16 protein-coding genes are annotated in these 14,647 nt (G+C 50.0%); 1 reads left to right on the forward strand and 15 read right to left on the reverse strand.

Going from position 1 to position 14,647, the window contains the following annotated elements; all coding sequences use genetic code 11:
* The 9 genes from glcE to rplM form a co-directional block, all read right to left on the reverse strand.
* A complete protein-coding gene (gene glcE / locus ACO0LF_RS10425; protein WP_423014039.1) occupies positions 1-1,065 on the reverse strand; it encodes a glycolate oxidase subunit GlcE in 1,065 nt (354 codons plus the stop codon).
* Positions 1,066-1,096: 31 nt separating this feature from the next.
* Positions 1,097-2,575: an FAD-linked oxidase C-terminal domain-containing protein gene (locus ACO0LF_RS10430; RefSeq protein WP_423014040.1), complete on the reverse strand. Its 1,479-nt coding sequence runs from the start codon at positions 2,573-2,575 to the stop codon at positions 1,097-1,099.
* A gap of 161 nt (positions 2,576-2,736) precedes the next feature.
* A complete protein-coding gene (locus ACO0LF_RS10435; protein WP_423014041.1) occupies positions 2,737-3,225 on the reverse strand; it encodes an ankyrin repeat domain-containing protein in 489 nt (162 codons plus the stop codon).
* 149 nt (positions 3,226-3,374) lie between these two features.
* Positions 3,375-3,725 carry an iron-sulfur cluster insertion protein ErpA gene (gene erpA, locus ACO0LF_RS10440; RefSeq protein ID WP_110255173.1) on the reverse strand — a complete coding sequence of 117 codons (351 nt, stop codon included), beginning with the start codon at positions 3,723-3,725 and terminating at the stop codon, positions 3,375-3,377.
* 48 nt (positions 3,726-3,773) lie between these two features.
* The gene (locus ACO0LF_RS10445; RefSeq protein ID WP_423001978.1) at positions 3,774-4,163 is read right to left on the reverse strand and encodes a bactofilin family protein; all 390 of its coding nucleotides are present in this window, start codon (positions 4,161-4,163) and stop codon (positions 3,774-3,776) included.
* 86 nt (positions 4,164-4,249) lie between these two features.
* Complete coding sequence (locus ACO0LF_RS10450; RefSeq protein ID WP_423014042.1) at positions 4,250-4,975, reverse strand: DUF6776 family protein; 726 nt, start codon at positions 4,973-4,975, stop codon at positions 4,250-4,252.
* 9 nt (positions 4,976-4,984) lie between these two features.
* The gene (gene argC / locus ACO0LF_RS10455; RefSeq protein WP_423014043.1) at positions 4,985-6,022 is read right to left on the reverse strand and encodes an N-acetyl-gamma-glutamyl-phosphate reductase; all 1,038 of its coding nucleotides are present in this window, start codon (positions 6,020-6,022) and stop codon (positions 4,985-4,987) included.
* 148 nt (positions 6,023-6,170) lie between these two features.
* On the reverse strand, positions 6,171-6,563 hold the full coding sequence (gene rpsI / locus ACO0LF_RS10460; RefSeq protein ID WP_110255177.1) for a 30S ribosomal protein S9: 393 nt from the start codon (positions 6,561-6,563) through the stop codon (positions 6,171-6,173).
* Positions 6,564-6,572: 9 nt separating this feature from the next.
* Positions 6,573-7,001 (reverse strand): 50S ribosomal protein L13, encoded by a 429-nt coding sequence (rplM, locus tag ACO0LF_RS10465; RefSeq protein ID WP_110255178.1) that lies wholly within the window; start codon positions 6,999-7,001, stop codon positions 6,573-6,575.
* 441 nt (positions 7,002-7,442) lie between these two features.
* On the opposite strand from rplM, the gene ACO0LF_RS10470 reads away from it, so the two are divergent.
* The gene (locus ACO0LF_RS10470) at positions 7,443-7,898 is read left to right on the forward strand and encodes an OsmC family protein (protein WP_423014044.1); all 456 of its coding nucleotides are present in this window, start codon (positions 7,443-7,445) and stop codon (positions 7,896-7,898) included.
* Here ACO0LF_RS10470 and ACO0LF_RS10475 read toward each other — a convergent pair.
* From ACO0LF_RS10475 to ACO0LF_RS10500, 6 genes are all read right to left on the reverse strand, one after another.
* Positions 7,895-8,653 (reverse strand): BPSS1780 family membrane protein, encoded by a 759-nt coding sequence (locus ACO0LF_RS10475; RefSeq protein WP_423014045.1) that lies wholly within the window; start codon positions 8,651-8,653, stop codon positions 7,895-7,897. The two genes, ACO0LF_RS10470 and ACO0LF_RS10475, sit on opposite strands and share 4 nt — an antisense overlap.
* Positions 8,650-9,612 carry a homoserine kinase gene (locus ACO0LF_RS10480; RefSeq protein WP_423014046.1) on the reverse strand — a complete coding sequence of 321 codons (963 nt, stop codon included), beginning with the start codon at positions 9,610-9,612 and terminating at the stop codon, positions 8,650-8,652. Before ACO0LF_RS10480 ends, ACO0LF_RS10475 begins: the two co-directional genes overlap by 4 nt.
* Before the next feature lie 31 nt (positions 9,613-9,643).
* Positions 9,644-10,075 carry a hypothetical protein gene (locus tag ACO0LF_RS10485; protein ID WP_423014047.1) on the reverse strand — a complete coding sequence of 144 codons (432 nt, stop codon included), beginning with the start codon at positions 10,073-10,075 and terminating at the stop codon, positions 9,644-9,646.
* A 232-nt stretch (positions 10,076-10,307) separates the two neighbouring features.
* Positions 10,308-11,426 (reverse strand): porin, encoded by a 1,119-nt coding sequence (locus tag ACO0LF_RS10490; protein WP_423014048.1) that lies wholly within the window; start codon positions 11,424-11,426, stop codon positions 10,308-10,310.
* 342 nt (positions 11,427-11,768) lie between these two features.
* Positions 11,769-13,004, reverse strand: coding sequence for a multidrug effflux MFS transporter (locus tag ACO0LF_RS10495; RefSeq protein ID WP_423014049.1), 1,236 nt, complete (start codon positions 13,002-13,004; stop codon positions 11,769-11,771).
* Positions 13,005-13,113: 109 nt separating this feature from the next.
* A complete protein-coding gene (locus tag ACO0LF_RS10500; RefSeq protein ID WP_423014050.1) occupies positions 13,114-14,595 on the reverse strand; it encodes an NAD-dependent succinate-semialdehyde dehydrogenase in 1,482 nt (493 codons plus the stop codon).
* Positions 14,596-14,647 lie beyond the last annotated feature (52 nt).

A 14,647-nucleotide genomic window follows, 5' to 3' on the forward strand; every position in this document is an offset into this window, starting at 1 on the left:
TTACCAGCCTTTGTACATGCGACCGGTATTGAATATACCGGCAGGGTCAAAAGTATTCTTCAGGCGTCTGTGTATTTTTTCTATGGGTACCGACAAGGGAGCAAACACCCCTATGCTCTTGTCACCACCACGAAACAAACTCGCATGGCCACCGGCAGCCAGCGCAGTCAGGCGTATCAACTCTGGTTTTTCTGTACTGTAGAGCCAGCGCTGCGCCCCGCCCCATTCGATCATGGATTTGCCAGTCAGCTTCAAGGACGGACTGGTAGATGGCAGTGACAAGCGCCATAAACCGTGTTCTTCTTCCTGCTGGAAAAAATCCAGGGTCTGCTCACGCAAAGCTGTCCAGAAGGCCGTGGCATCCTGCATTTCTTCACCACCCAGTCTGGCCTTGGCAGCCCGCACTGCGGCCTCTGCGCCAGACAGGCGTAACATCAAACGGCCTACATGCCAGCAACTGGCAGAGATGGGCAAGGCCTGACCTGCCCACTGATTCAAGCGCGTCAGTGCATCCGCTTCTGATAGCGCAAACACCAGGGTGGTTTCTGCAAAGGGACGTGGCAAGACCTTGACGGAAATATCCAGCAGCAAACCCAGGCAGCCCATGGAACCTGTGAGCAAGCGCGAGACATCATAGCCAGCAACATTCTTCATGACCTGGCCACCAAATTCCAGTATTTGCCCCTGCCCATTCATGAGGCTGACACCGAGTACGAAATCACGCACGCTACCTACGGCTGGCCGCCGTGGGCCAGACAAGCCTGCAGCCACGACACCGCCTATGGTGGCGGTAGTACCAAAGTGCGGCGGCTCGAATGCCAGCATCTGGTTTTGTGCTGCCAGAGCGGTTTCTATTTCTGTCAGTGACGTACCGCTGCGGGCGGTCAGTACCAGCTCAGTCGGGTCATATGCCAGGATGCCGCTATAGGCGCGGGTATCCAGCAACTCACCCTGCACTTCCTGCCCATACCAGTGCTTGCTGCCACCGCCCTGTATCTGCACAGCCGTGCCGCTGGCGCTTGCTGCCAATATGCGTTCACGAAAATTATCTAAGGTCGTTTGCATGCCATCGTCCAATTAAGTCTAGCCTCTGTCTTTAAAAACGCGGCAAATCAGGGAACTTCAAACTGCCTCTTTTCACATGCATGCGACCATATTCGGCACAGCGATGCAAGGTAGGTATGGCTTTATCCGGATTCAGCAAGGCCGCAGGATCAAAAGCCCGCTTCAAGGCGAGGAAAGCAGTAATCTCTTCACTGGAAAACTGTACGCACATGGAATTGATTTTTTCTATGCCTACACCATGTTCGCCGGTAATCGTGCCACCGACCTTGACGCATAGCTCCAGTATCTCGGCACCAAATTCCTCGGCCCTATGAAACTCACCTTCTTTGTTTGCATCAAATAAAATCAATGGGTGCAAGTTGCCATCACCAGCATGAAAGACATTGGCGCAACGCAGGCCATATTTTTCTTCCATGGCAGTGATGCCGATCAGGACTTGCGCCAGATGCTTGCGCGGGATCGTGCCATCCATGCAGTAATAATCGGGCGAGATCCGGCCAGCAGCGGGAAAAGCATTCTTGCGACCAGACCAGAAACGCAGGCGTTCTGCTTCGGTTGTGGATACTGCCAGTGCGGTAGCACCTGCCTGCTCGAGCACGGCGCTCATGCGGGCGATTTCTTCTTCTACTTCTTCTATGGTGCCATCTGATTCACAAAGCAAAATAGCCTCGGCATCGGTGTCATAGCCCGCCTGCACAAAGGGTTCGACCATGCGTGAAGAGGTCTTGTCCATCATCTCTAGTCCGGCGGGGATGATGCCTGCGGCAATCACGCTGGCCACCGCATTGCCGCCTTTGACTACATCATCAAACGAAGCCATGATGACGCGTGCCGTTTGCGGCTTGGGAATAAGTTTAACTGTCACTTCAGTGACGACTCCAAGCATGCCTTCAGAGCCTATGAACACCGCCAGCAAATCCAGGCCGGGTGCATCCAGCGCACCGCCGCCCAGTTCTATGACTTCACCCTCCATGGTGATGGCGCGTACCGCCATGACATTGTGTACGGTAAGGCCATATTTGAGACAATGCACACCGCCAGAATTTTCTGCCACATTGCCGCCTATGGTGCAGGCGATTTGTGAGGATGGGTCAGGTGCGTAGTACAAACCATGGGCAGCGACCGCTTCAGAAATCGCCAGATTACGCACGCCTGGCTGTACCACGGCAGTACGGGCATAAGCATCGACCTTGATGATCTTATTGAGCTTGGCGGTTGACAGCACCAGGCCATCAGCAATCGGCATGGCACCACCAGACAAACCAGTACCTGCACCGCGCGGAACGATGGCTACCCGCTTTTCCCGGCAGATATTGATGATGCTGATGACCTGGCTTTCATTCTCTGGCAGGGTCACTACCATGGGTAACTGGCGATAGGCAGCCAGGCCGTCACATTCGTAGGGGCGGGTATCTTCTTCATCATACAAAATGCAATGCGCAGGCAAGTGCTGGCGCAGTGCGCGCACAAGGTCTTGCTGGCGTGAAGATATGGCGAGTGATGCTTCCATGCTGGCTCCTGTTGATTCAAGGAGTGTAATCAGCTTTCCATGTCTTGTGATGAATTGTTCTCAGAAATTGCCGCAAATACTTTTCATTGCTGCTTGTAGAAGCGCTGCATGCAACACCCCTCGTCAAGAAGGGTCCCGAGGGAACAATACAGAAGAATAGTTTATTTAGCCCCAGCCTTCACCAATACATCTATCATTTTCTTGTTCGGCCTGGCTACGCCCTTAGCCCAAGACAAAGGCGTATCACCATTAGGTGCGGTGGCATTCACATCAGCTTTTTTGCTGATCAAAAGCTGGACTGTTTCCAGCTTATCTGACATCACGGCGCAGAATAAAGGTGTATGCCCATCGCCATTGGTAGACTCTATACTGGCACCCGCTTTCAGTAAGGCCTGGACAATGTCATTGTTACCCTTCAATGCGGCCTGCGTCATGAAGGTGGGTGCAGCACGGCTGTCCTCTTGCAAGTCCAGTTTGATCTTGTCCTTGATGAGTTTTTCGACTGTGGCGGCGTCATTGCCATCAATCGCTTTGAGCATGGCGTTGTACTGGCGGCGCTCTGATTTGCTCAACTCGCCTTCGCCTGCGAACACGGTGGCCGTTGTTGCCAATATGATGGTCATCAAGAACAAGGCTAATTTATTTTTCATGAACATACGATTTGCTGGTTGATCACAAATTAAAGACGAATTCTTACAGCAAACCCATGGATAAGCAATTTATCAACATTAAATGTTTGTAACAGGTGAATAAGCAAAAAGGACGCCGCAGCGTCCTTTTTCAGACAAATCAACGATGATTATGCTGAGAATGAAGAACCACAACCACAAGTAGTTGTTGCATTCGGGTTCTTGATGACGAACTGTGCGCCTTCGAGGTCATCCTTGTAATCGATCTCTGCGCCTACCAGATACTGGTAGCTCATGGAATCGATCAGCAAATGGACGCCATTCTTGGTCATGGTCGTATCATCTTCATTGGTGATTTCATCAAATGTGAAACCATACTGAAAACCTGAGCAACCGCCACCTTGCACGAAGACGCGCAGTTTCAGGTCAGGATTACCCTCTTCTTCAATCAGCTGAGCTACTTTAGCAGCGGCGCTTTCAGTGAAAACAATGGGTGCGGGCATTTCGGCAACAGCGTTCATAATTACTCCTTCAGACTATTTACCATCATTATAGACCCGCAAGGAAATCTATGCATTGTTCGCTGCGAGTTTCAAGACAGGTTCTTGTGCCAGGTCATGGCTAAGCTTGCCAGAGACCACGGCACCACTCAGCATTTCCAGTGTTTTGTAGTGCACATCACCAAATATTTGTGCTTTTGGCTGTAATTCAAGCAATTCTGACGAAAATACTGGTCCATTGATGACGCCATTGACCACGATGTGGGCGGCGCGGACTTCACCATCGATTTTTGCCTGCTCAGAAATCACCAGCATGCTGGATGCTTCCAGATCAGCGACAACATTGCCGCGGATATGGCCATCTATGCGCAAGCCACCCTTGAAATGCAAATCGCCCTGAATGACGGTAGTAGTACCTATCAGGCTATCTATGGTGTTTTTGGTTTTTCGATTAAACATTCTTACTCCCTTTTGAGGAAATGAGCCAGAACCCGCAGCAGATGAGGAATGCTATTTTAGCAATTGCAGCAGTTTCTTTACGTGGTTTATAAATTGACCGTTTGCTGAGCACGGACTTGGCCATTGGATAATACCCTGGCCTGCACACCTTTAACCGTCGCTCCCTCTGGCAAGGTAATCGTACCTTCCAGTCTTTGATAATGCCGGAATGATAATTTTAGCTTTCCGGCATCGCCCGACTTAGGATCGGGAAACAGCATCGTAGCAGGTTTACCAACTTGTACCAAGTTCAAGCTGAATTGCATTTCTCCAGTGAAATCCCGCCCTGTCTTGCCGCCCTGCATGACCAATGCCCTATAACGTAGTTGGCCTGGGCTCAAGATTTCCACTTTGAAATTTTGCAATGAAATCCCCTCAGCACCGACGGCAGAGGGTGTCAGGCTTTCAAAAAAAGCCAGGTCATCCTTGAGCTTGATATTTTCCGCGGTCAAAGCCTTGACCTGGTCAGTCAGCTGCTTTTGCGTGGATTTGTCTATATTGACTGTACTCTCTATGGTATTGGCGGCCAGCGACAGCTTGTCGCGCTCCACCGTCAACTCACTTATTTTTGTTTTCAGCTCTTCCACTTGCTCGGCGCTGATTTTAGACCCAAAGGCAAAACTCTTGCCCAGATCATAAGTCCACCAGGCGACGCCAGCAGCGATACCGATGACGATACCCGCCACGGCCACCTTGAATGGCCATGATCTTTCATGGGTAATCGTCATTTTTGGCGCCAGAAAGCGCTTGGGGGTCAGACGTGACTTAGGCATGGCCTGGGCTTAAGGCATGACCGGTACGTGCATCAAGCCTGTACTTTCTTCCAGGCCGAACATCAAGTTCATGCACTGCACTGCCTGGCCGGATGCACCTTTCACCAAATTGTCTTGCACGACCAGTATGACCAGCGTGTTGCCATTGTTTGGTCTGTGTAAAGCCAGGCGCAACATATTGGAAGCGCGGGTGGAACGCGTCTCAGGATGCGAGCCAAATGGCAATACATCGACAAAGACCTCGTCCTTATAGGCGTTTTCAAACAGGGCTTGCAAGTCTTCGTTACTGATTTCTGTGTTCAGGCGCGCATACAGCGTGGAATGCATGCCACGTATCATAGGCACCAGATGTGGCGTGAACAACAAGCCCACCTGGTCTTTGCTGATGCGCTGCAATTGCTCTATGGTCTCTGGATGATGCCTGTGGCCGGAAACACTATAGGCTTTGAAGGAGTCATTGGTCTCCGAGAACAAGAGACCAAGTTCAGCCTTGCGGCCAGCACCGGAGACGCCGGATTTGCAATCAGCGATGAGATTGCCCGCATCGATGATGCCAGCCTTCAGCAGAGGTGCAAAACCCAGTTGCATGGTGGTTGGATAGCAACCTGGGTTGCCAACCACTCTGGCAGTTTTAATGGCTTCACGGTTCAGTTCTGGCAAGCCATAGACGGCTTCTTCCAGTACGTCTGTACAGGTGTGCGGGATGGCATACCATTTTTCAAATTCAGCCACATTCTTCATGCGGAAGTCTGCTGCCAGGTCGATGACTTTGACGCCGGCAGCCAGCAGTTCAGGAGCCTGTGCCATGGCGACGCCATGTGGAGTAGCGAAGAAGACCACATCGCACTCTTTGAGATTGGCTTTGTCAGGCGCAGAAAAAGCGATATCGACGCGGCCACGCAGGGAAGGATACATGTCAGAAACCGGCAAGCCATCTTCCTTACGGGAAGTAATTGCCGTGATGTGCGCTTCAGGATGGGTGGCCAATATGCGCAATAATTCTACCCCGGTATATCCAGTGCCACCTACGATGCCAATTTTGATCATATGCTTTCCTTGCAAGAAATTTTGACGCTATTCTAGCAGTATAAGAGTCTGTGTCGTTGCTGCTGAAAAAACTCGTTACATGCTCCAAAGCAAAAAAGCCGCCCTTGCAGGCGGCTTTTTTGTAGCAATTCCGTACAGCGATAAAAAATTAACGCTTGGAGAATTGTTTTGCGCGACGTGCTTTGCGCAGACCAACTTTTTTACGTTCAACTTCGCGAGCATCACGAGTAACGAAACCAGCTTTTGACAATTCAGGCTTCAAAGCTGCATCGTAGTCGATCAGAGCACGAGTGATACCGTGACGAACAGCACCGGATTGGCCGGATTCGCCGCCGCCGTGAACGTTAACCATAATGTCGAATGTTTCGAGATTATTAGTCAGTTCCAGTGGTTGACGGATGACCATCAGGCCAGTTTCACGAGAGAAATACTCGTTTGCTGGTTTGCCGTTGACAACGATCTTGCCGCTGCCGGATTTCAGGAATACGCGAGCAACTGCGCTCTTGCGACGGCCAGTTCCGTAGTTGTAATTACCGATCATGGCTAATCCTTAGATGTCGAGTACTTGTGGTTGCTGAGCTGCGTGCGGATGTGTTGCATCTGCATAGACTTTCAGCTTCTTGATCATTGCATAGCCGAGTGGGCCTTTAGGCAACATGCCTTTAACAGCTTTCTCGAGTGCACGACCTGGAAAACGCTCTTGCATTTTCTGGAAATTTGTTTCATAGATACCGCCTGGATAACCAGTGTGACGGTAGTATGTTTTGTTCAGAGCTTTAGTACCAGTCACGCGCAGTTTGCCTGCGTTAACAACAACGATAAAATCGCCTGTGTCTACGTGTGGTGTAAATTCTGGTTTATGTTTGCCGCGTAAACGGAGTGCCACTTCGCTGGCAACACGTCCGAGTACTTTATCTGTCGCGTCAATCACGAACCAGTCGCGCTGAACCTCATGGCCCTTAGCGGAAAAGGTTTTCATGTTGAATCCTAATAAAAGTTAAAAACGCCCTCAATATTCTGTGTTTTTGGTGGTTCTGCCATTTATTTCAGCAGACTCGTCCTTATCACTTCTCCCTTGGGCGATCAGGGAGTCGGAAATTATAGTATTTTCAAAGACTTAGTGCAAGGATTGTTTAATTTTTGTGCAGGCTTTGTGGAAAGCATGTGGAAATTTTGCAGAGACGCTGGCAAAAAAAACCCGAAGACTGGCTTCGGGTTGAATCCACCAAAGGAGTAGGTGGAGGAGACAATTGCGAGGCTAGTTGACAGACTTGCTATTAACTAACCGATGAGTCAATAATAGGATAAGAAATTGTGCAGTGCAAGGTAATTTACAGTTTGTTGCGTAAAATTTTACGATTCTGCGCAATAGGCTACAATTTGCAGATGGTATTTTCTTTGATAACGCGAGGGTATAAGTATGGAAGCTACAGTACGCTGGACGGGTTCATCCGGCATGTCTTTTCTGGCAGAGACCGGTTCCGGTCACGCCGTCTTAATGGATGGCGCACCTGACGGTGGTGGTCGTAACCTGGCACCGCGCCCCATGGAGATGGTGTTACTGGGCACGGGTGGCTGTTCTGCCTATGATGTGGTGTTGATTTTGCGCAAGGGCAAACAGGATATTCGAGGCTGTGACGTCAAGCTGACAGCAGAACGTGCGGACACTGAGCCCAAAGTGTTCACAAAAATCAATTTCCACTTTGTCGTACGTGGCCGCCAGTTAAAAGCGAATCTGGTAGAGCGCGCCATCAAGCTGTCACATGAAAAATACTGCTCAGCTTCCATCATGCTGGAAAAAACTGCGGTGATGACGCATAGCTTTGAAATTATTGAAGACCTGGACCTGGCCTCAGAACATCAGGCAGCGGGTTAATCTTCGTCATCCGGCTTACCAAATACATCTGTGTAAGCCGGGTAGAAAGAACAATACATAACCACAATCAGCATTATGGAAATTGGGAAGGCGATGACCGTCAGCATCAAGTCATTACCCAGAATGCTGCCAATCAGATTAATGAGCAGGCCCGATAACATTCTCAAGCCCAGCCATGACAGTATAAAAACAACAAAAGTCGGCCATATTCGCAATGCACTGAAGAAGCTGAAAAACACAGCCTTGGGAGCAGACATTTTTTGCCAGACGACCAGCGGCGCCGCATACCATAGTGCGACGATGGTAGGGAGATAGGCCAGGAAGAATACGTTTTCCCAAAGAGAGAAATCAGGAGGTTCGGTCGCCAACTTGCCACCTGTTGCTATTGTCGCCTTCACAAAGGCACGCAAAGCTCCGCCGTCTACTGCAGAAGCGATCATTTCGGCAATAAGAAAGCCAATAAAATTAAGCGCGCCAAGCAGCAAGAGCTTAGGCAAAACCCGAGAGCGAAAACCAAAAAACAAGAGATTAGGCGAGACCACGCCGCCCAGATCAACCGTGCGTACTGCCTGTAAAAATCCGATAGAAAAGGCGGGAGCCAGCAGTAAAGGCAAAAATGGCAGCACGCACGAAGCCATATTCAAAAAAATATAGGTAAAGAATATGACAGACAGTTCAAGCGGTCGCCGACGAAACAATGCTGCGCCTTGTGTTATCCATGTCCAGCCGGACAGTGCCTTGACAGAATTTATCATACCTGAGGCAAAGGCCTTACCTCGCCAGATTCACGTAAACGCAGGATGCGCTCGAAATGCGCAGGATCATGTGGTGTCAGCATTTCTGCATCGCGCGGCTGATAGAAATCATACAGGCGCGATAACCAGAAACGCAGCGCGGCAGCACGCAGCATCACTGGCCATGCGATGGCCTCTTCCGCACTAAAAGGGCGCACAGCATGATAGGCATTCAATAAAGCAAGCACTCGCTCTTCATCAAGCACACCCGTTGCCACCTCAATACACCAGTCATTGACGGTCACTGCCACATCAAACAACCAGGTGTCACAACCGGCAAAATAGAAATCGAAAAAACCAGTCAGGCGTTCACCATCAAACATGACGTTATTACGGAACAAGTCAGCATGTACAGGGCCACGCGGCAAGGCCTTGTAAATCGGCGTGCTGTCAAAAGCATCCTGGAAATGTACTTCAGCACGCAACAGATGCTGCAGCTCATCAGACAGGAAAGGCAAGACCTTGGGCGTGGTCTCATGCCACCAGTCCAGCGAGCGCAGGTTAGGTTGCGCTATAGTGAAATCCTTGCCAGCCATATGCATGCGCGCCAGCATAGCCCCAACCGCAGCACAATGCACCGCCTGAGGCTCCATTTGCGACTTGCCTTCCAGTTTGCTGACTATCGCAGCAGGCTTGCCGTGCAGAGTGGTCACTAACTCCGCTTGATCATTGGCGATAGGTGCTGGCACCAAGACACCATGATCGGCCAGATGGCGCATCAACTTCAGATAAAACGGCAGTTGCTCAAAATTCAGGTTTTCAAATATCGTCAATACGAACTCACCTGCTTCTGTATTGATGAAGAAATTACTATTTTCTATGCCTGAAGCGATGCCTTTGATACTCAAAGCCCTGCCCAAAGGGAATTGCTGCATCCAGGGACCAAGGTCTTCCAGACTTACCGGTGTAAAAACTGCCATGTCAATTAAAGATAAGAGCTAAAGTGAATACTTACTTGGAAGCAGCAGCGCTGGCAGAGGCGGCTGATTTTGCCGGTGCAGGTGCCAATACATCAGGGGGATTACCCTCCTTGACTTCTTTTTTGCCGCCAAATTCCAGGATGGTCCATTGTGCGGCGCGATTGGCATCGCCCTGTACCGTTCCCTTGGGTGCATTACCGACTTCCGGGTTGGCTTTGACTGTGTAGTTGCTTTTGCCAGACTTGACCTGGACTTCAGTTACCTTGCCACCATTACTACGCTTTTCCATTTGCTTGTTCTTGGGCTCAGGCTTACTGACGGAGATACCTTGCGGGTCAGCGACTTCTTCCAGCTTTTCCAATTTGGGTGGAGGCGGCGCATCAGCCTTGGCAGGTGTTTGCGCAATCGCAAATTGAGTCACTGTCAGCATCAAAGATATCAGCAAGCCTGCAGATCTATTCATGGTTTTCATGTTAAAGCCCAGAAACAATATATACACCCATTGTAACAAAGCCCAGACTAGACTGTCAGGAATATACGGCAGCATGCTGCTGCAAAGCCAATTCCACGTTTTCACCATGCAGAATGACAAGGTCTGCGCAGACAAAACAGATTCTTAGTCTCAGGGACAAAAAAAAGAGTGCTCATAAAGAGCACTCTTTTTTCTCACATGAAGGGACTAGTCCTTCATAGAATTAGAACTGGTGACGTACGCCAGCAGTCAATTCTTTTACAGAAGTACCACTAACAGCAGTAGCTGCGAGTTGCTCTCTGGAATTTGCATCTTGTGTCAAACGAGCGAATGCTGTGTACAGATCAGTACGCTTGGACAAAGAGTAGTTGTAAGCGATAGCGAATTGTTTTGCATCGCCAACTTGGCTAATTGCATTGAATGGTGTGGAGTTTTTCAATTGTGTGAAACCAGCGAATACTTTGCTGTTTGCATCAACTGGAACTGTCACTGCCACTGTGAAGGCTTTTTTATCCAGAGTCAGATCATCTGTCGTTTTTTGATAGATGAATACTGGCTTGGCAACGCCGAAGTCATAAGATGCTGCAACAGAAATACCTTTTTTGGCATTTGTGAACAGTTTAGCGTCTTGTGCGTTGTCTTTCAGGTAGTTGAAACCAACTTCCAGAGCGTCAACTTTGTAACCCAGAGTCAGACCCAGGGAACGACCAGCAGAGTTGTCGCCGGCTGCTTCGCCGAAACCGTATTGGGCAGCAGCAGAGAAACCACTCAGGTTACCTGGTGTGTAATAGAAAACGGAATTGCTTACGCGGCCTGTGGAGTTAGCATTAACGCCAGCAACAGTAGCAGAGCCACCAACGAAGTACAGTGCGCGAACGCCTGTGCCGTTGTTAACCAGAGCGGAACCAAACGGATCAAAATTGTCGAAGTATTTCAGAGTTGGAGACTTGTCACGACCGAAATCAACTGCACCGAAATCGCCAGACAGACCAACTGTGGAACGACGACCGAAAGTACGGCCTTGATCGGATTCGCCTGTGTCAACCAAGATACCTTGTTCCAGAACGAAGTTTGCTTTCAAACCGCCGCCCAGATCTTCAACGCCTTTGAAACCAAGGCGGGAACCCGCTTCTTGGCCGCTTTGCAGTCTGTTGAAACGGCCAGCTGGTGTACCGTTGTCCAGGCTTTGGAAGCCAACATCAACCAGACCGTAGATAGTTACTGTAGATTGTGCGAAAGCCGCGCCAGAGAAAGCACCCAACAGAGCGAGTGCGAAAATTGATTTTTTCATTATCATGTATCCAAAAATGAATGTTAAGTTTTTACCAACATCATCAAGCACGGTAAAAACAGAAGCACAGGTGTTTTACAGCCTTGAATCAGCAAGAGATCCAATGACAAGCGGCACGATACCTGTGGAAAGTGACAACTTGATGAATTCAATGTGTTTAGAAAGCTACACTTTAAATAAGTTCGCAAAATAAAGACACGATGGATATCTTATTTGCATATGCGGAACGAATAGTACACAAAATCTGAGAAAGCTGCTGACAAGCTTGATTTTAGTCCATTGTTGCAAAGCACCAATTATATAGGGTTGGCTAAAAGTATTTCAAGTAACTGACTTGAAATTTATTTACTCTCTTGCATTCAGGAAAATTTAGATTGACTATTCTTCACACTGTCACCCTATCGTTTCCCAGGCATTTTGCTTTTGTGCGGTCATCGCACGCCAGTAAGCGCGCCCTGTGTACCACAGAATTGCACCTATGCCAGCACAGGCAAATTGACCTAATGCCAGTGTCAAAACAGAATGATCCAGTGCTGGCGCAACGATGCCCGCAATAACAGCACCCAGCAAAGTCACCGTCGCAGACTGGCAGGAAGCGACGATGCCTCTTATATTAGGAAATAAATCCAGTACTAGCAAGGTCGCTCCCGGCGCAACCAGTGACATGCCAAAAGTATAAAAAAACAAGGGGGTCACCGACCACAAGAGTATCGGCGGAGAAAAGTAGTGAAAGACGACATTGAACAGGGATGCGCCTATCAGGAAGCAAAACCCTATGCTGACCTGTTTCCATACCGTCATCTTACCTGCCAGGCGATTGGCGGCCAGCGCACCAAAGAATATACCTCCCACCGAGGGCACAAACTGCCAGCCGAACTGATCTGGCCCCAGATGCAAGTGCTGGGTAATAAAAGCAGGTGCGGCCGACACATACAGGAAAAGACCCGCAAAATTAAAAGCTATGGTGCCCGCCTTCAAGTGAAATAAGGGAGACTTGAATACATTTTTATAACTTTCCCACAAAAACTCAGCACTGAAGGGTTGACGCTTGTCCAGCGGTAAAGACTCGGGCAAACGCTTATAACAAGCCCACCACAAGAGCACGGTATAGCCAAACAATAAAAGAAAAATTGCCCGCCAGCTCAGAAAACTGACTATCCAGCCGCCCAGTATTGGGGCAATCGCAGGGGCAATAGAGAAAATCATGGTCACCAGCGACAGCAAGCGCTCAGCTGCTGCCCCCGCATAAAGATCACGAATGATGGCACGCCCCACGACCATGCCTGCACCAGCCGACACGCCTTGCAGGATGCGGAAACCCCACAGGTAATGAATGCTATGTACGGAAGCACAACCAAAGCTGGCGACGGCAAACACCGCCAGTGCCACCAAAATCACATTGCGCCGCCCAAAAGCGTCTGACAAAGCCCCATGCCATAGGGTCATGACGGCAAACGACAGCATATAGGCTGTCAGCGTCTGCTGCACTTCCAGCGCACTAGTATGCAGGGTCGCCTGGATATTGGGGAAAGCTGGGAGATAAGTATCGATGGAGAATGGACCAAGCATGGCCAGGGCAGCCAGTAAGGTCGCCAGGCCAGCATTGCTGATCTTGGATGCAGAGGACATGGGCAAATTCAGTTTTTATACCTGCCAGACAAACTGGCAGGCATGGGACTACACATTGGGCGGCTTAAAGATCAAGACAGGAGTGAGCACTTATTCAGCCCCTCTCCTCTCAGATGCCACCCATACAAAGGTACTTCATTTCCAGATATTCATCCATGCCATATTTGGAACCCTCACGCCCCAGGCCGGATTGTTTGACGCCGCCAAACGGTGCTACTTCATTCGAGATCAGGCCGGTATTGATGCCCACCATGCCGTATTCCAGTTTTTCAGCAACCCGCCAGACACGACCTATGTCGCGTGAATAAAAGTAAGAGGCAAGGCCAAAGTCAGTATTATTCGCCGCAGCAATGGCTTCTTCTTCCGTCTTGAACTTGACGACTGCGGCCACCGGGCCAAAGGTCTCTTCATTCATGATTAACATACCGGATGTGACATTCGACAGCACCGTTGGTTCATAAAAAAGTTTGCCCGCTTCCAGCAATTTGCCACCAGCCTGCAATCTTGCACCTTGCTTCAAGGCATCGGCCACATGTTCTTCTACCTTGGCGACTGCTTGCGCATCGATCATCGGCCCCTGATTGATACCAGCCCCAAAGCCATCACCCACCCTGATTTTTTTAGCGCCGGCGGAGAGTTTTGCTACAAAGGCATCGTAAATCGATTCATGTGCATAAAAGCGATTGGTACAGACACAGGTCTGGCCAGAATTGCGGAATTTTGATTGCAGCGCACCTTCGACGGCAGCATCCAGGTCAGCATCTTCAAACACGATGAAGGGAGCATGACCGCCCAGTTCCAGCGCCAGCTTTTTGACTGTCTGGGCAGATTGCCGCATCAGGATGCGACCTACCGGTGTTGACCCTGTAAAGGACAAATGCCTGACTACAGGGCTGTCGCACAAGACCTTGCCGACAGCAATGGATTGCTCGGAGTCAGCCGTGACGATATTGATGATGCCTGCCGGTATGCCAGCCCTGTGTGCCAGTTCTGCCATGGCCAGCGCCGACAAAGGCGTTTGCTCGGCAGGCTTGATGACGATAGAGCAACCAGCCGCAACCGCAGGCGCCACCTTGCGCGTAATCATGGCGATAGGGAAATTCCATGGTGTGATGGAAGCGCAGACGCCGATAGGCTGCTTCAAGACCACCATGCGCTTATCGCTCCAGGTGGATGCCATGACATCGCCGGAAACGCGTTTGGCTTCTTCCGCAAACCATTCTATGAAGCTGGCACCGTAGATGACTTCACCCTTGGCCTCAGCCAGTGGCTTGCCCTGCTCTGCCGTCATGATGGCGGCCAGGTCGTCGGCATTCTCTATCATCAGGTCAAACCATTTGCGCATGACAATCGCCCGCTCTTTGCCAGTTTTTGCAGCCCACAGTGGGAAGGCAACTTGCGCAGCCTTGATGGCGGCTTCGGTATGGCTGGCGTCCAGGTTGGGTACCGTACCCAAGATTGCCAGCGTGGAAGGATTATTCACTTCAAAACTGGCCGTACCTGCGAGCCACTCGCCATTGATATAGGCCTGGTCGCGTAATAAGGATGGGTCTTTTAAATTCAGTTGTTTGGCGGTTGATTCCAGTGCCATGACTACATCTCCTTGCAGAATCTTGAAATGAAGCCTCAAGCCTAAAGCAAAA

It is taken from the genome of Undibacterium sp. Di27W, from assembly GCF_049340345.1.
Taxonomy (GTDB): domain Bacteria; phylum Pseudomonadota; class Gammaproteobacteria; order Burkholderiales; family Burkholderiaceae_D; genus Undibacterium.